This is a genomic window from Bosea sp. PAMC 26642 (genome assembly GCF_001562255.1).
GTDB lineage: Bacteria > Pseudomonadota > Alphaproteobacteria > Rhizobiales > Beijerinckiaceae > Allobosea.
On the sequence record NZ_CP014301.1, the window covers coordinates 632467 to 653284 of the forward strand.

At 64.4% G+C, this 20818-nt stretch carries 16 protein-coding genes; 6 read left to right on the top strand and 10 right to left on the bottom strand.

The window, feature by feature from the left end:
• Positions 1–103: 103 nt before the first annotated feature.
• From AXW83_RS03060 to uvrA, 3 genes are all read right to left on the bottom strand, one after another.
• Positions 104–1636 carry a hypothetical protein gene (locus AXW83_RS03060; protein WP_066610510.1) on the bottom strand — a complete coding sequence of 511 codons (1533 nt, stop codon included), beginning with the start codon at positions 1634–1636 and terminating at the stop codon, positions 104–106.
• A gap of 65 nt (positions 1637–1701) precedes the next feature.
• Positions 1702–2094, bottom strand: coding sequence for an ATP-binding protein (locus AXW83_RS26380; protein ID WP_168166049.1), 393 nt, complete (start codon positions 2092–2094; stop codon positions 1702–1704).
• A 149-nt stretch (positions 2095–2243) separates the two neighbouring features.
• Entirely contained in the window at positions 2244–5147 is a 2904-nt protein-coding gene (gene uvrA, locus AXW83_RS03065) for an excinuclease ABC subunit UvrA (RefSeq protein WP_066619721.1), read from the bottom strand.
• 375 nt (positions 5148–5522) lie between these two features.
• Here uvrA and AXW83_RS03070 point away from each other — a divergent pair, with 375 nt between their 5' ends.
• The 3 genes from AXW83_RS03070 (at position 5523) to AXW83_RS03080 (ending at position 9410) form a co-directional block, all read left to right on the top strand.
• Positions 5523–6752 carry an MFS transporter gene (locus AXW83_RS03070; protein ID WP_066619723.1) on the top strand — a complete coding sequence of 410 codons (1230 nt, stop codon included), beginning with the start codon at positions 5523–5525 and terminating at the stop codon, positions 6750–6752.
• Positions 6753–7097: 345 nt separating this feature from the next.
• Positions 7098–7637 (top strand): single-stranded DNA-binding protein, encoded by a 540-nt coding sequence (gene ssb / locus AXW83_RS03075; protein WP_066610513.1) that lies wholly within the window; start codon positions 7098–7100, stop codon positions 7635–7637.
• 186 nt (positions 7638–7823) lie between these two features.
• Positions 7824–9410: an ABC transporter substrate-binding protein gene (locus tag AXW83_RS03080; RefSeq protein WP_066610514.1), complete on the top strand. Its 1587-nt coding sequence runs from the start codon at positions 7824–7826 to the stop codon at positions 9408–9410.
• Between the two features lie 58 nt (positions 9411–9468).
• On the opposite strand, the gene AXW83_RS03085 is transcribed toward AXW83_RS03080, so the two are convergent.
• A complete protein-coding gene (locus AXW83_RS03085) occupies positions 9469–9939 on the bottom strand; it encodes a VOC family protein (protein ID WP_066619730.1) in 471 nt (156 codons plus the stop codon).
• Between the two features lie 211 nt (positions 9940–10150).
• Here AXW83_RS03085 and AXW83_RS03090 point away from each other — a divergent pair, with 211 nt between their 5' ends.
• Both AXW83_RS03090 and AXW83_RS03095 read left to right on the top strand, forming a co-directional pair.
• A complete protein-coding gene (locus tag AXW83_RS03090; protein WP_066619732.1) occupies positions 10151–11266 on the top strand; it encodes a M20 family metallopeptidase in 1116 nt (371 codons plus the stop codon).
• A 276-nt stretch (positions 11267–11542) separates the two neighbouring features.
• Positions 11543–12736 carry an E22 family MetX-like putative esterase gene (locus AXW83_RS03095; protein ID WP_066610515.1) on the top strand — a complete coding sequence of 398 codons (1194 nt, stop codon included), beginning with the start codon at positions 11543–11545 and terminating at the stop codon, positions 12734–12736.
• A 22-nt stretch (positions 12737–12758) separates the two neighbouring features.
• Here AXW83_RS03095 and AXW83_RS03100 read toward each other — a convergent pair whose 3' ends face one another.
• Positions 12759–13391, bottom strand: a complete 633-nt coding sequence (locus AXW83_RS03100) for a MarC family protein (protein ID WP_066619735.1) — start codon at positions 13389–13391, stop codon at positions 12759–12761.
• Positions 13392–13463: 72 nt separating this feature from the next.
• Complete coding sequence (locus AXW83_RS26920) at positions 13464–13784, bottom strand: hypothetical protein (protein ID WP_156639748.1); 321 nt, start codon at positions 13782–13784, stop codon at positions 13464–13466.
• Between the two features lie 61 nt (positions 13785–13845).
• Here AXW83_RS26920 and gyrA point away from each other — a divergent pair, with 61 nt between their 5' ends.
• On the top strand, positions 13846–16548 hold the full coding sequence (gene gyrA / locus AXW83_RS03110) for a DNA gyrase subunit A (protein WP_156640471.1): 2703 nt from the start codon (positions 13846–13848) through the stop codon (positions 16546–16548).
• A gap of 27 nt (positions 16549–16575) precedes the next feature.
• Here gyrA and AXW83_RS03115 read toward each other — a convergent pair whose 3' ends face one another.
• From AXW83_RS03115 to AXW83_RS03130, 4 genes are all read right to left on the bottom strand, one after another.
• Positions 16576–16986 (bottom strand): DUF2442 domain-containing protein, encoded by a 411-nt coding sequence (locus AXW83_RS03115; protein WP_066610519.1) that lies wholly within the window; start codon positions 16984–16986, stop codon positions 16576–16578.
• Positions 16973–17221: a DUF4160 domain-containing protein gene (locus AXW83_RS03120; RefSeq protein WP_066610521.1), complete on the bottom strand. Its 249-nt coding sequence runs from the start codon at positions 17219–17221 to the stop codon at positions 16973–16975. Before AXW83_RS03120 ends, AXW83_RS03115 begins: the two co-directional genes overlap by 14 nt.
• A 67-nt stretch (positions 17222–17288) precedes the next feature.
• Positions 17289–19043, bottom strand: coding sequence for an AsmA family protein (locus tag AXW83_RS03125; protein ID WP_066610523.1), 1755 nt, complete (start codon positions 19041–19043; stop codon positions 17289–17291).
• A 102-nt stretch (positions 19044–19145) separates the two neighbouring features.
• Complete coding sequence (locus tag AXW83_RS03130) at positions 19146–20753, bottom strand: ABC transporter permease (protein WP_236841803.1); 1608 nt, start codon at positions 20751–20753, stop codon at positions 19146–19148.
• Positions 20754–20818: the final 65 nt, after the last annotated feature.

A 20818-nucleotide genomic window follows, 5' to 3' on the forward strand; every position in this document is an offset into this window, starting at 1 on the left:
CAACCGGGAGAGGGGTTCCCAGTGCCCCCGGAGGGCCGGATGAGGGCCTGCCGTCGCCACGAAAGGCGCGACGGCTCCGTCTCGCCTCTGTTATAGTTTCAATTTATCCGTCGTGTTCATTTTCTTCGACATCAAGAGCTAAAATCCGCTTCTTAACTTCATCGCTTAGATAGTCCGGGTTGATCGTCCTGAGATAGCGTAAGGCCTCTTTATCATTGGCTTGATACTCAAGTCGACGTTTGTAAAAGGTGAGACGCCCTTCCGCTTCTTGTATTATCTCTCCCCACGTCTTAGCCCAAACCCTCATCTTGATCGGGTCTGCAAGTTCTAGTACGAGTCCGCGCGGTTTTCCGGACTGCCGCGCTTCGAGTTCGGCATCGGTAGTAAAACGATTTGAAATGGCTACAAAATCCCATTCTACATCGGAGCGTTTAAATCGATCATCAAGTGCGACAGCTTTGGCGTATTTTTTGACCTGACTTATTACATCTTCGTTGATGGGTTGATTTGGACGCTTCAATTCTACCACTAGATGCCGGCGTTCATCGTCTCTCGGTGTCGGCATTCTACAAGAAAGCATCAGATCAACGATCGCTGCTTTGCCGTTGGCGTCGACAACAGGATCAGAAACTGCCATTTCGGCGCGGTCATCGCCGAGAAGCTGAAGGTGACTCCTTAGGACAGCAGTTAAATCTTCGTCGTCGTTCATTAAATTGAACTGCTCGCCGAAAATCCATGTTTCCCGCGCCATGATACGGTGAAGTTGTGACCGCTCAAGGAGCTGGCGCTTTGACGTTGGTTCAAAGACCAAAATCTGCAGTGCGCGCAGGAATTCTAGCCGGTCGGTTACGGCTTTGGCTGCGCTGATAACCGCAGTCAAGGGCGTTTTACGTAGAAGGTCGGCAAGCTCTTCTTGTTTAGTTTTTGGAAGCCCAATAACTTTCTCAAGAATTGACGCAAGTACGTCTGCTCCAGATTCAACCGCTGCTTTAACAAGCTGTAGCACAAGTTCCTGTTGTTTAATGGGGGCTTTCTCAAAATCGGCGCTGTAATCTGCTAGATTAAGAGCAACAACATCAAAAATCTGGCGCTCATTAATCTCAATTGCGTCATGAGCGACTCCGATATAGGGATATATCTTGGCTTGTTTCCATTCTTCGATCTTATTGCGCGAACGCTCGGATTCGCGCCCGCGAAAATGCTCTCTGAGTTTGGTCTTTGCAGCTTCAATAAGAGCTGTTGAAGTAGGGTCGAGCTCAACCAGCCCTTCTGTATTCTGATCAGCGAGCTCCTGGAAATACTCGGCTGTCAAATAAGAAGTGAATTCAAAGCCACGAGCATGTATGCCGGGAGCCATCGAGTGGAAGCTGAATCTGCCGGGTACGCACAGCATTAGTGTGCGATCAACTTTCTTCTTCCACTCAATAATATCCAACGTGGCACGGAGTTGGCGACCACCTTCGAGCGTCGCTTCGATCTCACATGAAGTTACATCTTTGATGGCGTCTCGGGCGTCAATAGCAACGCCATCGTAAATGATCGTAAAGTTTGGATCTTCATAAAGTTGTAATGCGAATACGTCTCTTACTTGGTCTGCAAACCCATCTGTAGCACGAATCTGGAAATCACGAACCACGTCCTCAATTTCAACGGTGCACCCGGTTTTCAGGGTAGGGACAGTGTCGGAAATATCGAAGTTTTTTAAATTTGATTTGTTTCCTGCAATCGAAAAAGATTCTCCATTATTTTGCGATATCCACGAGACTCTTCCCCCAGTGCGAAAGCTTTGAATCTTCCTTGCCCTTTTTCCCCGTGGACGATACGCCCCCCGCTTGTCTTTGCCGTTCGCGATTTCCACGAGCCGCCTAAGGATTGGAAGAACGTTTCAACTTTGTCCGCAGGAATACCTATACCGTTATCAGATATACGAACTAAACCAAGTTGCGTTAATTTGCCTTCTTCAAGCTCGACAATGACCTCTTTCGCATCCGCATCATACGAATTCCAAATTAACTCACAAATTGCCGCGAGAGGTTTGGCGGATGTAATTCTTTGAATATGATCATTCTCAACTGTTATTTCGATTTTTCGCACTTTGCCTGCCCCATGTGTTTTTTTGATTATAGCGCAATATCTACATAGCGGTAGAAGGCATGCAACCTTAACGGGATTCGGCGAAGGCGATCAACTCGATTTGACCACCCTGTTTCGGCCTGATGTTAAATCTATCATGTTGGTACAAGCTACTCCGCAGCCTGCCTCGCCCCCTTGATCGGCCTCCTTGCCAGCACCTCGCGCAGGAACCGCGCGGTATGCCCCTTGCCGGCCTTCACGATCTCCTCCGGCGTGCCCTGCGCCACGACCTCGCCGCCGCCGTCGCCGCCTTCGGGGCCCATGTCGATCACCCAGTCGGCGGTCTTCACCACTTCGAGGTTGTGCTCGATCACCACGACCGAATTGCCCTGCTCGACAAGCTCGTGCAGCACCTCCATCAGCTTGGCCACGTCGTGGAAATGCAGGCCGGTGGTCGGCTCGTCCAGGATGTAGAGCGTGCGGCCGGTGGCGCGCTTGGAGAGCTCCTTGGAAAGCTTGACGCGCTGGGCCTCGCCGCCCGACAGGGTCGTCGCCTGCTGGCCGACCTTGACGTAGTCGAGCCCGACGCGCTGCAGCGTCTCCATCTTCTCGCGGATCGAGGGCACCGCCTTGAACAGGCCCTTGGCCTCCTCGACCGACATGTCGAGCACGTCGGCGATCGATTTTTCGCGGTATTTGACCTCGAGGGTTTCGCGGTCGTAGCGCTTGCCCTTGCAGACGTCGCAGGTGACGTAGACGTCCGGCAAAAAGTGCATCTCGATCTTGATGACGCCGTCGCCCTGGCAGGCCTCGCAGCGCCCGCCCTTGACGTTGAAGGAGAAGCGGCCGGGCTGGTAGCCGCGCGCCTTCGCCTCGGGCAGGCCGGCGAACCATTCGCGGATCGGCGTGAAGGCGCCGGTATAGGTCGCGGGGTTGGAGCGCGGCGTGCGGCCGATCGGCGACTGATCGATGTCGATGACCTTGTCGAGATGCTCGATGCCCTCGATCCGGTCATGCGGCGCCGGATGGTCGATCGCGCCGTTGAGCTTGCGCGCCACCGCCTTGTAGAGCGTGTCGATGATGAGCGTCGACTTGCCGCCGCCCGAGACGCCGGTGATGCAGGTGAAGAGCCCGAGCGGGATCTCGACCGAGACGTCCTTGAGGTTGTTGCCGCGCGCGCCGACGATCTTGAGGCTGCGCCCCTTCTGCGCCTTGCGCCGCCGGACCGGCACCGCGACCGACATCTCGCCGGTGAGGTATTTGCCGGTCAGCGAGTCGGGATTGTCCAGAATCTGCTGCGGCGTGCCCTTGGCGACGATGCGGCCGCCATGGATGCCGGCGCCGGGGCCGACATCAACGACATAGTCGGCGGTCAGGATCGCATCCTCGTCATGCTCGACGACGATCACGGTGTTGCCGAGATCGCGCAGCCGCCGGAGCGTGCCGAGCAGCCGCTCATTGTCGCGCTGGTGCAGGCCGATCGAGGGCTCGTCCAGCACATAGAGCACGCCGGTGAGGCCGGAGCCGATCTGCGAGGCGAGCCGGATGCGCTGGCTCTCGCCGCCCGACAGCGTGCCCGAGGCGCGCGCAAGCGTCAGGTATTCGAGGCCGACATCGAGCAGGAAGGTCAGCCGGTCGCGGATCTCCTTGAGGATGCGCGGGGCGATCTCGTTCTGCTTCTGCGTCAGCCGCGAGGGCAAAGCGGAGACCCAGGCCAGCGCATCCTTGACCGAAAGCTGCGAGACCTCGCCGATATGGCGCATGTCGATCTTCACGGCCAGCGCCTCGGGCTTCAGGCGAAAGCCGTTGCAGGCCTTGCACGGCGTCTCCGACATGAAGCGGCCGATCTCCTCGCGGGCCCAGTCGCTCTCGGTCTCCTTCCAGCGCCGCTCCATATTGGTGATCACGCCCTCGAAGGGCTTCTTCACCTCATAGGCGCGCAGGCCGTCATTATAGGCCATGCGGACGGACTCGTTGCCCGTGCCGAACAGGATCGCGTTCCTGGCGCTCTCGGGAAGCTCGCTCCAGGGCTTCGTCATCGAGAAGCCGAAATGCTTGGAGAGCGCCTCCAGCGTCTGGCCGTAATAGGGCGAGGTCGACTTGGCCCAGGGCGCGATCGCCCCGTTCTTCAGCGTCAGGGCGGAATCCGGCACGATCATGTCGGGGTCGATCCGCATCTCGTGGCCGAGACCGTCGCAGGCCGGGCAGGCGCCGAACGGGTTGTTGAAGGAGAACAGCCGGGGCTCGATCTCGGCGATGGTGAAGCCCGAGACCGGGCAGGCGAACTTGGCCGAGAAGGTGATGCGGCGGGCCTCGCCGTTCTCAAGCTTCTCGTCGGCATATTCGAACACGGCGATGCCGTCGGCGAGTTCCAGCGCCTGCTCCAGCGAATCCGCCAGCCGCGCGCCGAGGTCCGGCCGGATCACGATCCGGTCCACCACCACGTCGATGTCGTGCTTGAACTTCTTGTCGAGCGTCGGCGCGTCGGAGATCTCGAAGAACTCGCCATTGACCTTGACGCGCTGGAAGCCGCGCTTCAGCCACTCGGCCATCTCCTTGCGGAACTCGCCCTTGCGGCCGCGCACGACGGGCGCCAGCAGATAGCCGCGCGTCTTCTCCGGTAGTTCGGTCAGCCGGTCGACCATCTGCGACACGGTCTGGCTCTCGATCGGCAGGCCGGTCGCGGGCGAATAGGGGATGCCGGTGCGCGCCCAGAGCAGGCGCATATAGTCGTGGATCTCGGTGACGGTGCCGACCGTCGAGCGCGGGTTCTTCGACGTCGTCTTCTGCTCGATCGAGATCGCCGGGGAGAGCCCGTCGATCTGGTCGACATCGGGCTTCGACATCATCTCCAGGAACTGGCGGGCATAGGCCGAGAGCGACTCGACATAGCGCCGCTGCCCCTCGGCATAGATCGTGTCGAACGCCAGCGACGATTTGCCCGAGCCCGACAACCCGGTGAACACGACGAGCTTGTCGCGCGGAATCGCGAGATCGATATTCTTGAGATTATGCTCGCGCGCGCCGCGCACCGAGATGACCCGCGAATCCGTCTTGCGGCTCTCGTCGAACATCGCCTCCAGCGAGGCGGTCTGGTCGGCGAGCGAGTCCTTGCCGACAGGGGACGGCTTGCCGACGGAAGAAGACTTGCGGGCCATGAGGGCGTCCGGTTTTTTGGTGAGCGCTACAGATAGGGCAAATGCCGGGCCATGCCAGTGGCACGCCTGCGCGGCCCGGCATGTCTAGCATGCAGCCCCGCGCGCCGATGCGCCCGTGCTGACAGCTCCTGTCAGGAGCTTCGCCCGGCCCCGGCGAAAAAACATGCCCCCATGCGCCATCGCGGCTGGCATGCTGCCGTTTTTGGGTGCATTTCGAGCCGGCGCATCGCATTCGCCGTGACGAGCCGGCCGAGCCCGAAGCCGGCCCGGCCGCAACATGAAGTTCGCCCGATGAACATCAACAGCCCGGTCGGCCTGTCCCAGCGCGCGGCGATCCCCGTTCTGGTCGCGCTCGGTACGACGCATCTCCTGAACGACATGCTGCAATCGCTGATCCCGGCGATCTATCCGATCATCAAGACGGCCTATGGGCTGGATTTCGGCCAGATCGGCCTGATCACCCTGACCTTCCAGATCACCGCCTCGCTGTTCCAGCCGGCTGTCGGCCACTACACCGACCGCAACCCGATGCCCTATTCGATGGTCGTCGGCATGGGCTTCACGCTGGTGGGCCTGATCGGGCTGGCCTATGCCGGCAGCTACGGGCTGCTGCTCGCTTCGGCGGCTTGCGTCGGCCTCGGCTCGTCGATCTTCCACCCCGAGGCGACTCGCATGGCGCGCCATGCCTCGGGTGGCCAGCACGGGCTGGCGCAGGGCATCTTCCAGGTCGGCGGGCAGACCGGCGGCGCGCTCGGACCGCTGCTGGCCGCTTTCATCATCGTGCCGCGCGGCCAGTCCAGCCTGGCCTGGTTTTCCGCGGCGGCCCTTGTCGCCATGATGCTGATGGTCTGGACGATAGGGCGCTACACCAGCCTGCAGCGGGCGCAGGCCGCCGCGCCCGTCGCCAAGACTTCGGGCTCGGGCCCGCTCGGCGCGGTGCGACCGGTCACGGGCATCGCCCTGACGGTCGCCATCCTCGTCATCCTGCTGTTCTCGAAGAACGCCTATTCGCAGAGCTTCAGCTCGTTCTACACCTTTTACCTGATCGGCAAGTTCGGCGTCTCGGTGCAGACCTCGCAGATCATGCTGTTCCTGTTCCTGGCCTCGTCGGCGGCGGGCGCGCTCGGCGGCGGCATCCTCGGCGACAGGATCGGCCGCAACAAGATCATCTGGTTTTCGATCCTCGGCGCACTGCCCTTCACGCTGATGCTGCCTTACGCCGACCTGTTCTGGACGGGCGTGCTGACGATCGTCATCAACCTGATCATGTCGAGCGCCTTCGCCGCCATCCTGATCTACGCGATGGAGCTGATGCCGGGCCGTATCGGCCTCATCGGCGGCCTGTTCTACGGGCTGTCCTTCGGGCTGGGCGGTGTCGCCGCCGCCATGCTGGGCGAACTCGCCGACCGCATCGGCATCGACGCGGTCTATCGCGTCTGCTCCTTCCTGCCCGCCATCGGCCTGCTCGCCTGGTTCCTGCCGAAGCTGCAATCGGACGGGCCGAAAGTGGCCGGGCATTAACTTGTCTCGACTTTGGCGCTAATCGCCAAAGCACTGCGTCATCCCGGACAAGCGGCGCAGCCGCGCAGATCCGGGATCCATCGTAGGGCAAGGCCATGCTCTATGATGGATCCCGGCACTCCGCTGCGCTCCGGCCAGGATGACGGGGTTGCGGTGTTGCGGGGTGAGCGCCAAGCGGCTCCTACATCCACATTCGCCCCAGCGGCGAATCAGATTTCAGGGGACAACCGCTGATTCTATGCTTGAACAAAACGGGAACATCGTTGATAGTGACGGCACGGATCGGTAGGGTCCGGCTCCGGTGACAAGCCGGTCTTCAGATGTGCGCAGGAAATGGAGCCTCTCATGGCTGGTAGCGTCAATAAGGTCATCATCGTCGGCAATCTGGGCAAGGATCCCGAAGTCCGGCGGCTGAATTCCGGCGAGCCGGTCGTCTCGCTGCGCATCGCGACCTCCGAGAACTGGCGCGACAAGCAGTCGGGCGAGCGCAAGGAGAAGACCGAATGGCATCAGGTGGTGATCTTCAATGAGAACCTGGCCAAGGTCGCCGAGCAATATCTGAAGAAGGGCTCGAAGGTTTATATCGAGGGCCAGCTCCAGACCCGCAAATGGCAGGACCAGTCCGGCGTCGAGAAATACACCACCGAGATCGTGCTGCAGCGCTATCGCGGCGAGCTGACGCTGCTCGACAGCCGCGGGCAGGGCGGTTCCGACGAGTATGGCGAAGGCGGCGGGGCGATGGAGGATCGCTCCGGCGGCGGCTCCTTCGGCCGCTCGGGTCCGATGGGCGGTGGCGGTAGCGCCCCGCGCCAGCCGGCGATGGCAGGCGGCGGCGGTGGCGGTCGCTCCTCGTCGACCCATCTCGACGACGACATCCCGTTCTAGGCTCGCAAGGCCGGTCGAGCGAAAGCGCGCTATCGGCGTGATTCAAAGCCGTGTCGAACGGGGGATCGCTCCGTAAGACACGGCTTTTCGTTGTTCTGCCTGCATCGTCGGCGACACTTGGCATGCACCTTGCGATCCGTCGCCCGGCCGGCAGCTCCGGCGACGGGCTTATGCAGGGAGGCGATCATGACCACGCGGCGTCGATTTCTTCAGCTCGGTGCGGCGGCGCTGAGCCTTCCTGCGCCCTCGATCGTACAGGCAGCGGACAATCGCCTGCTCAAATTCGTGCCGCAGGCCGATCTCGCCGTCATCGATCCGATCTGGACGACGGCGACCGTGACGCGCAACCACGCCTTCATGGTCTACGATACGCTGTTTGGGCAGGATGAGAGCTACAAGGCCCAGCCGCAGATGGCCGAAGGTGCGACGGCGGATGCCGACGGCAAGGTCTGGACCATCAGGCTGCGCGAAGGTCTGAAGTTCCACGACGGTTCGCCCGTCCTGGCGAGGGATTGTGTCGCCAGCATTCAGCGCTGGGGCAAGCGCGATTCCTTCGGCCAAACGCTGATGGCCGTGACGGACGAACTCGCCGCCGTCGACGACAGGACGCTGCGCTTCCGCCTGAAGAAGCCGTTTCCGCTGCTGCCCGACGCTCTCGCCAAGATGACCGCCTTCATGCCGGTGATCATGCCCGAGCGGCTGGCCGTGACCGATGCCTTCACGCAGGTGACGGAGGTCGTGGGCAGCGGGCCGTTCCGCTTCGTCGCCTCGGAGCGGCTGTCCGGCAGCCGTGTCGTCTACGAGAAGTTCGCTGACTATGTGCCGCGCGCCGATGGCAGGCCCGGCCGGACGGCAGGTCCGAAGATCGTGAATTTCGATCGCGTCGAATGGCATACGATGCCCGATCCCGCGACCGCCGCGGCGGCGCTCCAGAACGGCGAGGTCGATTGGGTCGAGCAGCCGCTGCCCGACATCCTGCCGCTGCTGGCAAAGAATCCGAAGATCGAGGTCGTGGTCAAGGAAACCACCGGCGCGGTCGCGATCATGCGGATGAACCATCTGCATCCGCCCTTCGACAACCCGGCGATCAGGCGCGCGGTGCTGCTGGCGATCGATCAGGCCGAGTTCATGGCCGCTGTCGGCGGGCCGGACCAGTCGCTGTGGCGGACGGGTGTCGGCGTGTTCCCGCCGGGGACCCCGATGGCGAGCGATGCGGGGATGGAGGTCCTCAACAGCCCGCGCGATATCGGCAAAGTCAAGCAGGCGCTGGCCGCGGCCGGCTACAAGGGCGAGAAGGTCGTCCTGCTCGGTGTGACAGACCTCGCCAATCTCAAGGCCGAATGCGAGGTCGCCGGCGAGATGCTCAAGCGCATCGGCATGAATGTCGATTATCAGACCATGGATTGGGGTACGGTCGTCGCGCGCCGCGCCAAGAAGGAGCCGCCGGAGCAGGGCGGCTGGAACTGCTTCTTCACCGGCTGGAACGGCCTCGACATGTTCGACCCCATCGGCCATCTCTCGCTGCGGGGCAACGGCGCTGCGGCATGGCCGGGCTGGCCGGTGGCGCCCAGGATCGAAGCCCTGCGCGACGCCTGGATGGAGGCGCCCGATCTTGCCGCTCAACAGAAGGTCGCCGCCGACATCCAGCGGCAGGTCTTCGAGGACGTGCCCTACGCCCCGCTCGGTCAGTATTTCCAGCCGACCGCCTTCCTGCGCACGCTGGAGGGCGTCCTTCCGAGTTTCCCGACCTTCTGGAACGTCAGGCGGGCCTGAGTTCGCGCAAAAGCTTCGGAACGGCGGCCGGGCTGCGGCGACGCGTGAGAGCGGTCGTTCACCCGGCCGCCGCCTGCTCGAGCGTGGCGATGTCGATCTTGGTCATCTGCATCATCGCCTGCATGACCCGGCCAGCCTTGTCGGGATCGGAATCGGAGAGAAGCGTCAGCAGCCGGTCGGGAACGATCTGCCAGGACAGGCCGAACTTGTCCTTGAGCCAGGAGCACTGGTCGTAGCGGCCGCCTTCGCCGAGTCTGTCCCAGAAATAATCGACCTCGTCCTGCGAGTCGCAGTGCACGACAAGCGAGATCGCTTCGGTGAATGTGTGATGCGGCCCGCCGTTCAGCGCGGTGAACTGCAGGCCTTCGAGCTCGAACGAAGCGGTCAGGACGCTGCCCTTTGGGCCCGGTCCGGCATCGCCGCAGCGCAGGACGGCACCTGCCTTGGCATTCCTGAACACCGACAGGTAGAAGGCGATCGCCTCCTCGGCCTGATCGTCGAACCACAGGAACAGCGTGATCTTCTGCACTCGCATCGCATGCCTCCTCGCGCTGAAAGCCGGGTTGGGATCGAGATCATAAACCGGGCAATAGTTAACTAATAAGTTAACTATTGCGGGATTGGATCGCCTGTCAAGCGTGCCGGGTCCGGCGGCCGTCGGCGCCATGCAGTACGGGCATCGCAGCCGCACCCGCGTCGTCCTTGCTCCGGCCACGCTTCCTCGCGAAGCTTGCGCCATCATGAGCAGCATCGATCAAACCCTCTCCGCCTTGTCCGTCTGGCTCGCTCTGGAGAGCCCGACCCATCATCTGCCCGGCGTCAACGGCATGATGGACCTCGTCGCTGCGGAGGTTGAAGGCCTGCCGATCGCGGTCGAGCGCATTCCCGGCCGCGACGGCCTCGGCGACAGTCTCGTGCTGCGGGCGGGGCTCGACACTGGCGAGCCGGGCATCGCGGTGATGTCGCATCTCGATACGGTCCACCCGGTCGGCACCAGCGCCCGCGACCTGGCGGTGCGCGTCGAGGGCGACAGGCTCTACGGCCCCGGCGTCTACGACATGAAGGGCGGCGCCTGGCTCGCGCTGCAGGCCTTCAAGGACGTGGCGCTGGCGGGCCAGGCGAGGCGGCCGATCACCTTCCTGTTCACGCCCGACGAGGAGATCGGCTCGCCGACGACGCGCGGCCTCATCGAGCAGATCGGCCGCTCCTCGGCGGCCGTGCTGGTTACCGAGCCGGCGCGCGAGGGCGGCAAGATCGTCACGGCCCGCAAGGGCGTCGGCCGTTTCGACGTCAGGATCGAGGGCCGGCCGGCCCATTCCGGCTCGCGCCACGCCGATGGCCGCAGCGCCATCCGCGAGGCGGCCCACCAGATCCTGGCGATCGAGGCGATGACGGATTACGCCGCCGGCATCACCACCTCCGTCGCTTTGGTCGGCGGCGGCACGGCGGCCAACGTCATCCCCCAGCACGCCTGGTTCAGCGTCGATCTGCGCGTCACGAGCCTGGCCGACGGGGTGATGATGGAGAGCCGCATCCTGAGCCTGACGGCGCGCGATCCCGATGTCACGATCAAGATCTCGGGCGGCATGAATCGACCGCCCTATGAGAAGAGCACTGTCGTCGCCGCGCTGTTCGAGACCGCCCGCGGCGTCGCCGCCGGGATCGGTTTCGACTTGCAGGACTGCGCCATGACCGGCGGCGGCTCCGACGGCAACTTCACCGCCGCGCTCGGCGTGCCGACGCTCGACGGCCTCGGCATCGACGGCGATGGCGCCCATACGCTTCAGGAATACGGCCTGATCTCCTCGATCGCCCCGCGCCGGGCGCTAATTCAGGGGCTGCTTGAGACGGTCTGAGATTGATCGAGGAACCCCAGCAGGGAACCCTCTCCCGGAGGGAGAGGGCAGGGTGAGGGGAAGGCCATCGCCCACTGCTGCTATGACGTGCCCGACAGCGCGGTCGCGTTCTCGCCTTGCTGGATATCCGGCCGTCACCTCACCACTGCCCCTCTCCTTGCAGGAGAGGGGTTCCTCGCGCCGGACTCTCTTGAGTTGAACGCTTCCGTTCGTCACAAAAATCCGCTCTGATCTGCCCAAGGCCGCATGACGGCCGTCTTGGGAAGGATGCAGGGCATGAAGACTTTGATCGCGGCGGCCGTGGGTGCCGCCTGCATGGTGATGGCAGGCCTGACGATGACGGAAACCGCGGCAGCACAGGACCTCATGGTCGAGAAGAAAGTCTTCGAGCTGCCGAGCTACACCACGCAGGGCGGCCGGACTCTCAAGAACGTCAAGGTCGGCTGGGAGAGCTACGGCACGCTCAACGCCGACAAATCGAACGCGATCCTGATCTGCCATTTCTTCTCCGGAAATTCGCACGCGGCCGGAAAATATGCGGCCGCGGACGCAGCGCCCGGCTATTGGGACGCCATCGTCGGCCCCGGCAAGGCGATCGATACCAACAGGTACTTCGTCCTGTCCTCGGACACGCTGGTCAACCTCAACACCGGCGACCCCAAGACCACGACGACCGGCCCCGCCTCGCTCGATCCCGACACCGGCAAACCTTATGCGCTCGATTTCCCGGTCGTGACGGTCGGCGATTTCGTCAACGTCCAGAAGGCGCTGGTCGAAAGCCTCGGCATCAGGAAGCTGGCGCTCGTCGCCGGTCCGTCCATGGGCGCGCTGCAGACCTATGAATGGGCCGCGAGCCACCCCGAAATGGTGGCCAAGGCCATGCCGGTGATCGGCGCGGCCGAGGCCGACGCGCAGCTGATCGCCTGGCTCGACGTCTGGGCAGCGCCGATCCTGGTCGATCCCAACTGGAACAAGGGCGATTATTACGGCAAGGCGCCGCCCAATGCCGGGCTCGCCAAGGCGCTGGCCGTGGTCACGCTGCAGGCCAACCATCAGGAATGGGCCAACGCCACCTTCGGCCGCCGTGCGGCGAAGGAAGGCGAGGAGCCCGCCAAGGCGCTCGCCAACCGTTTCCAGGTCCAGAGCATTCTCGACACGGCCGGCGAGGCCCGCGCAAAAGTCTCTGACGCCAATCACTTCCTCTATCTGGTCAAGGCCAACCAGCTTTACGCCGCCGGCGGCGTCTCGCTGGCCGATGCCGCCACCAAGATCAAGGCGCCGGTGCTGCTGATCACCCAGCCCAAGGATCTCGTCTTCACCGCCGACGCGATCGACCGCACTGCCGAGACGCTCAGGAAGGGCGGCGTCGACGTCACGCAGGCCTTTCTGCAGGGCACGCGCGGCCATCTCGACGGCGTCATCTCGATGAAGCAGGCGGAAGGCGCGATCCGGGCGTTTCTGGAGAAGTGAGGTTCGGCGGTGGACGGGTCGCTCACCCGCCCCCGACGACCGCCTTCACCCCGTCGATCACGAACTGGACCGCCAGCGCCGCCAGGATCACGCCGAGCAGCCGTGTCAGCACGACATTGCCGGTCACGCCGAGCAGCCTTGCGATCGGCGTCGCCGCGCAGAAGACCGCCAGGCAGGACAGCACCACGAGCCCGCAGATCACGGCGAGCCCAGCCAGCATCGCGGGATCGCCACCGGCGCGGCCGGCGAGCAGCATCATCGCCGTCAGCGCGCCGGGCCCCGCCATCAGCGGGATCGCCAGCGGAAAGGCGGCGACGTTGCGGATGTGGTCCTGGGTGATCGCGGTCTCGGCCGTCTGCGCCTTGCGCTCGTTGCGGCGCTCGAACACCATCTCAAAGGCGATCCAGAACAGCAGAAGCCCGCCGGCGATGCGGAAGGCCGGCAGCGAGACGCCGAGCGCCTTCAGCACCACGTCGCCCGCCACGCCGAAGAAGGCCATGATCCCGAAGGCGATGATGCAGGCCCGGATCGCGACCTGCCGGCGCTCGCCCGCGGTCATGCCGCGCGTCAGCGACAGGAAGATCGGCGCCAGCCCCGGCGGATCGAGCGTGACCATCAGCGTGACGAGGGCGGAGGTGAGGAAGTCGAGGAGCATGGCGACAGCATTCGCATGGCGGCGCCGGGCCGTCACCTCGCGCGAGGCGTTTTCGAATCGCGAATGGCATCGTCATTCCGGGCGCAGCGCAGCGGAGACCCGGAAACCATGCCGGAACCCGATGACGTTCTGCTCAGGCATGGATTCCGGATCGGCGCCGCTGCGCGGCTTGTGCGGAATGACGCCGTTGGTGATTGCGGCAGTCGCGTGGCCGCTGATGGACCTGCACGGAACAGGATCCTGAAATATCCCGATAAGCCGCTGAATTCGCTTCGCTTTTATTTCGCCGGAGAAACAGCCGTTTCGCTGGCCTAAAGCGCCGGAATCGGGTAGCCAGAAGCCTGAAAAATCACAGGAATCGGGACTTAATCCCTTGAGCGAAGACGACGACACCAAGCGCCCGGACGAGCCGCATTTCGGCGGCGACATCAAGCCTATCGCGATCACCGACGAGATGAAGAGGAGCTATCTCGATTACGCCATGAGCGTGATCGTGAGCCGCGCTCTGCCCGACGTCCGCGACGGCCTCAAGCCCGTGCACCGGCGCATCCTGTTCTCGATGCACGAGAACAAGAACACGCCCGACCGGCCCTACACGAAATGCGCCCGTATCGTCGGCGACACGATGGGTCGCTACCACCCCCACGGCAATCTCGCGGTCTACGACGCGCTCGTGCGCATGGCGCAGGATTTCTCGCTGCGCCTGCCGCTGATCGACGGCCAGGGCAATTTCGGCTCGATGGACGGCGATAGCCCGGCGGCCGATCGCTACACCGAGGCCCGCCTCGAAAAGTCGGCGATGGCGCTGCTGGAGGATCTCGACCTCGACACCGTTGCCTTCCAACCGAACTATGACGGCAAGGAAAGCGAGCCGACCGTCCTGCCGGCGCGCTTTCCCAATCTGCTGGTCAACGGCGCTGGCGGCATCGCGGTCGGCATGGCGACCAACATCCCGCCGCATAATCTCGGCGAGGTCATCGACGCCTGCATCGCGCTGATCGACAACCCCGAGATCTCGATCGACGAACTGATCGAGATCGTGCCGGGTCCGGACTTCCCGACCGGCGCCTCGATCATGGGCCGCAGCGGCATCCATTCCGCCTATCACACCGGCCGCGGCTCGATCGTGATGCGCTCGAAGACGCATATCGAGGAGCTTCGCAAGGAGCGCGAGGCGATCATCGTCACAGAAGTTCCCTATCAGGTGAACAAGGCCTCGATGGTCGAGAAGATCGCCGAGATGGTGCGTGAGAAGCGCATCGAGGGCATTTCCGACCTGCGCGACGAGTCGAGCCGCGAGGGCGTGCGCGTCGTCATCGAGATCAAGCGCGATGCGCTCTCCGACGTCGTGCTGAACCAGCTCTACCGCTTCACCCAGCTGCAGACCTCCTTCGGCGCCAACATGGTCGCGCTGACCGGCGGGCGTCCTGAAGTCCTCAATCTCAAGGACTTCATCTCGGCCTTCGTCGAGTTCCGCGAGGAGGTCGTCTCCAGGCGCACCCGCTTCCTGCTCAACAAGGCCCGCGAGCGCGCCCATGTGCTGTGCGGCCTCGCCACGGCGGTCGCCAATATCGACGAGGTCATCCGCCTGATCCGCACGGCGCCGAACCCGGCCTCGGCCCATGCCTCGCTGATGGAGCGCAACTGGCCGGCCGAGGACATCGCGCCGCTGATCGCGCTGGTCGACGATCCGCGCCACCCGATCAATGCCGACGGCACCTACAAGCTGTCGGACGCGCAGGCGAGGGCGATCCTCGAACTGCGCCTTGCCCGCCTGACCGCACTCGGCCGTGAGGAAATCGGCGAGGAGCTGTCGAAGCTCGCCGCCGAGATCGCCGATTATCTCGACATCCTGCGCTCCCGCGTGCGCATCCAGGACATCATCAAGACCGAACTTGCGCAGGTGAAGGCCGCCTTCGCCACGCCGCGCCGCACCGTAATCCAGGATTGGGGTTCCGACCTCGACGACGAGGACCTGATCGCCCGCGAGGACATGGTCGTGACTGTGTCGCATGCCGGCTACATCAAGCGCGTGCCGCTCTCGACCTATCGCGCCCAGAAGCGCGGCGGCAAGGGCCGTTCCGGCATGACGACGCGCGAAGAGGATTTCGTCACGCGCCTCTTCGTCGCCAACACCCATACGCCGATCATCTTCTTCTCCTCGCTGGGCCAGGCCTACAAGGAGAAGGTCTGGCGGCTGCCGCTGGCGGCGCCGAATGCGCGCGGCAAGGCGCTGGTCAACATGCTCCCGCTCGATCCCAAGGAGGGCATCACCACGGTGATGCCGCTGCCGGAGGACGAGGAGAGCTGGGACACGCTCGACGTAATGTTCGCCACCAAGACCGGCAATGTCCGCCGCAACAAGCTGTCGGACTTCGTCAACGTCAACCGCGCCGGCAAGATCGCGATGAAGCTCGACGAGGGCGACACCATCGTCGACGTGCAGATCTGCTCCGAGCATGACGACGTGCTGCTGACGACGGCGGCGGGCCAGTGCATCCGCTTCGAGGTGCCGCAGGTGCGCGTCTTCAAGGGCCGCGATTCGACCGGCGTGCGCGGCATCAACCTGGCCGAGGGCGACAGCGTGATTTCGCTGGCGATCCTCAAGCATCTCGATGCGACGCCCGAGGAGCGCACGACCTATCTGAAGGATGCCGCAGCCGCGCGCCGGGCGCTGAGCGGCGAGGCCGAGGAGACGGAGACCGCACAAGTGGCGAGCGAGCCGGAAGAGAGCGCCGGCGAGGTCGAGCTCGGTGCCAAGCGGCTCGAGATGCAGCTGGCGGAGCAGTTCATCCTGACGGTGTCGGAGAATGGTTACGGCAAGCGCACCTCGTCCTTCGAGTACCGGGTCACCGGCCGCGGCGGCAAGGGCATCGTCGCCATGGTCGTCAACGACCGCAACGGCAAGCTGATCGCCTCGTTCCCGGTCGAGGAGCGCGACGAGATCATGCTGATCTCCGATGGTGGCCAGACCATCCGCCTGCCCGTGGAAGGCGACAAGCCGATCCGCATCGCCGGCCGCTCGACGCAAGGTGTGACGATCTTCGACACCGCCGAAGGCGAGAAGGTCGTCTCGGTCGAGCGCATCGGCGACGATGGCGAGGAGGCTGGCGAGACCGGAGAGCCGGAACAGGGCGAACCCGCGCAGCCGGAGTGAGCGGCAGTTACGACGATCGCCTTTTGCTCAGGCCGCGCTCTTGCGCGGCCTGCCGCCCTTGCGGCCGTTCTCCCGCGAGGCGGCTGACTTGGCGTCTGAGCGGGCCTTGCCGCCGGCCGCTCCGAGTTGGGCCGCCATCCACTGCTTCGAGCCGAAGACACCTTGCAGCAGCGCAGGAATGTAGAGATCGGCATCAAGCCGGGGCCAGTGCAGGCCGAGCCCGGTCGGACTGATCTCGATTTCGGCCAGGTCGTCGGGTGCGGCGCTGGCCAGACCTTCGGCAAGCCGTGTCGGGAATGCGAGCCGAACGCCTGTGTTCAGATCCAGCACGATCCGCGCTGCACGGCGGTCATAGCGCACCGAGACGGCATGACCCGCCTCGCGCAGAGCCTTCATCCGCGTTTCCGCCTGCTCGAATTCTTGTTCAGTAATTGCCATGGATCGTTCTCCATTCGGCGCAAAGGGATGCCAGTGCCTCGGCGAGAGCGTCCTTGATCCGACCCAATTCCGACCGGCCGAACCCGAAGGTCTCCCTGAGTTCCGGTGGTCCTTCGGGACAATGCAGGATGAACACCGCTTCGCCGCCGCCTCCCTTGATATGGACATGCGCAGGACGATGATCGTTGGGGTAGACGATGACCCGCAGTCCATCGAAACGCATAAAGACCGGCATTCGACCAGCCTATCAAAACCCAAGCGGTTAGGAAATAGGCTCCGATGCTCGACGAATTCGCTGCGCTTTACCGCAGCAGCATCGGCAGGATCGCACCCGTAGGGCGCGGAATCGCGTCGGCGTCGGGCTCGATCGTCGGATTGTCGAACGGACCTCTCAACGTGAAGGGCAGCTTGAGCGAGCCGTTCAGGGGCGAGAGCACCGCGGCCATGTCGAGCCAGCGCTCGGCGAGCGAAACCTGCCCGCCGAGCGCGACGCGATAGGCCGAGCCGGTCATCTGCGCCTCGGTCACGGTGGCAATGCCGTTCGCGATGGTGGCGCTCGCTGTCGCACTCTCGAATGGGGTCTTGCCCTGGCGCCAGTCGCGCAGCGCCACGAGCGGATTGCGCTCGGCCCGGCGCAGCAGATCGATGAAGCCGAAACCCGCGAGTTCGCCCTGCCGCAGGTTCAGGCTGGCCTTTCCGTTGAATGATCCGACCACCTCTTCCAGTGTCCGGCCGACACCGTCGAGCGTCAGCTGCAGCCCGCCGATGCCGCTCAGCCGCGCAAGCTCGGGCAGATCGGCGGCAGCCTGACCAAGATTGAGCTTGTCGATGCCGGCCTGCAGCCGGGCATCGACGCCGCCGGGAGCGGCGACAGCGAGCAGGCGACCCTTGACGCTGCCGCCATAGGCGCCGGCATGCAGGAGACCGATCTCGAAGCGGCCCTTCTTGACCATGAGATAGGTCGCGACGTCGCTGATCCGGGCTTGGCCTATCCGCGCCGCATCGACGGAAATCCGAAGATCGATGTCCTGGCCGGTCATCGGCTCGAAATCGAGCGGCGTCACGCCGGTTCCAGGGGTGCCGGGGGAGGGCAGGTCGAGCCGGGCGTAGAGCTTGCCGAGATCGAGCGCAGCCCCCGCCAGCGTCCCCGACAGTGACAGACGGCCGCCGATCTCGGAAAGCTTCAAGACGCCGTCCAGCCGCTCTCCGTCGAGCCCGAGCGAGACATTGGCGAGCGAGATGTCGCGCGGCTTGATCTGTGCGGCTGCGGACAGGCTGAACGCCTCGATGGCGCCCGCCAGTCGCGGCCGTTCGCCGAACCAGCCGAGCAATGCCGGCAGCGAGCGTCCTGACAGCGAAAGCTGCCCGTTGATCACCGGATCATGGGCGCCGGAGCGGACCCCATCGAACTTGAGCGCCATGAACTCCGAGGTCGCCATCAAGGCGAGCCGGGCGTTCTCGCCGACAACGGGCCAGAGCAGGCCGATCGTGGTGGCGGCGCCGCGCCAGTTCAGCGAACCGGAGAGCGAGATCGGCTCGGCCTCCTGCCGGTCCTCGACGACGAGGTTCACATCGCGCAAAATCGTGCGGATCGCCCCCTGCGCCCGCATGAAGATGGAGCCCGAGGTGATGACGATCTTGCCCTGGTTCTTCAGGCCCTCAAGATAGGTGAGAGGCGGCGCGAGCCAGCTGGCGAGGTCGTCCTCGCCGTCCTTCACCGCGACATCGATTTGAGGCCCGATCAGCTCGATGCGATCGAAGGTCAGGCGGCCCGCCAGCAGCGGCAGGAGCCTCGCCCGAGCCCGTAGCCGCACGGCGCTGCCGTTCAGCAATCCGTCGCGCTGGCTGAAGCCGACATTCGACAGGCTGATCCGCGGCAGCGGCAGGAAGGCGATCTCGGCCTTTTCCAGCCGCGTGACATCGAGGCCGATGCGGTCCTCGATTCCGGCGATCACATAACGCTCGACGAGCCCGACCGCGACACTCCAGGATTGCAGTCCGAGAAGCAGCAGGGCGATGACGAGGCAGTAGACCAGGATGGAGACGCGTCGTGTCATGGGCCTCGTGTGGCGGCGTCCAGGCCCTGTGTCAGGCCATGACCGGTTTATGACGATGTCGGAGACTTGTCGAGTTGTCGGGATTCCAGCGGCGCCCGACGCTCACCCCGGCCTTCCGCTGGCGCGCGCCAGCATGATCGCGGGATAGAGCCCGGCCAGCACGATCAGTAGCGCCGCGAGCGCTCCATCCTCGAAAACACCGCGTGAAGCATGGCCATAGACGGTCGTGGCGAGCGTATCGAGGTTAAGGGGGCGCAAAAGCAGCGTCGCCGGCAATTCCTTCAGACAATCGACGAAGACGAGCAGGGCGGCTGCCGCGATCGCGGGCCGGGCCAGCGGCCAATGGATCTGGCGGAGCAACTCCGGCGCGCTCGAGCCCAGCACGCGCGCGGCGTCGTCGATTCGCGGCGAGATTCGCGACAGGCCGCTCTCGATTCCCGAGATCGCGATCGACAGGAAACGCACGACATAGGCGATGACCAGCGCCGCCCCGCTGCCGAGGATCAGCAGGCCGGGATTGACGCCGAGCCAGGCCACCGAGGCGTTGGCGACGGCGTTGTCGATCGCCGCCAGCGGTACCAGCAGGCCGAGCGCCAGCACCGTGCCCGGCACGGCATAGCCGAGGGTCGCGATCCGCGCCGCTGCCGGCAGCCATGGCTCGCGCCCGCCGCGCCGCGCTGCGACGATGCCGAGCCCGAGTCCAACCACGATCGCGGCTGCCAGGCCCGATAAGGTCAGGGCCGTAGCGAGATTGCGCAGCAACGCCGCATCGGTCTTCGCCAGCAGATCGCGCTCGATCACCTCGACGATCAGAAATCCGGCCGGCAGCACCGCGCCCAGCAGAATCGGCAGCGCGCAGGCCGTGGCGGCCAGAATGCCGCCGCGCCGCGCCAGTTGCACGCGTCCGACGGCACGGGGCTGGCGCACCGAGAGCGAAAACCGTCGCTGACCGCGCAGCCGCGCCTCTGCCAGGATCAGCAGTACGACCAGAGCCAGCATGACGCAGGCGATCTGGGCCGCGCCCGCCAGCGAGCCACGGTTGATCCAGGTCGTGTAGATCGACAGCGTCAGCGAGCGCACGCCGAGATATTCGGTCGCGCCGATGTCGTTCAGCGTCTCCAGCAGCGCCAGCGTCAGTCCCGCGGCAAGCGCCGGTCGCGCCATCGGCAGGCCGACCCTCCAGAACAGCCGCCCGCGCGCTGCCCCCAGCGTCCGGGCGGATTCGACGATCGCCGCGCTCTGCAGCCCGAACAACGCCCTGACGCTCAGATAGACGTAAGGATAGAGCACGATCCCCATCACGAAGATCGCTCCGCCGAGATTGCGCGGATCGGGGAACCAGTACTCGCGCAGGGAACGCCAGCCGGTCAGAGCCCGAAGCGTACTCTGGAACGGCCCCTGAAAGCCGAGCAGATCGACGTAGATGTAAGCCGTGATGTAGGTCGGGATCGCCAGCGGCAGCACCAACAGCCATTCGAAGGTGCGCCGCCCGGGGAAATCATACTGCGTCACGAGCCAGGCCGTGCCGACGCCGACGGCCGCGCAGAGCAGCCCGACGCCCAGAAGCAGCATCGCTGTGTCGGCGAGCGCGGCGGGAATGACGTTGGCGGCCAGATGCGGCCAGATCGACGCCGCCCGCGGCGACAGCGCCGTCCAGCCCAGCGCCAGCACGGGCAGGGCGACCAGGCCCGCTCCCGCCAGCGCCGACAAGACGAAACGACTCGACGGCCGCCACCAGGGTGACGACCGTCGCAAATTGGTGCCGGAGAGGCTCA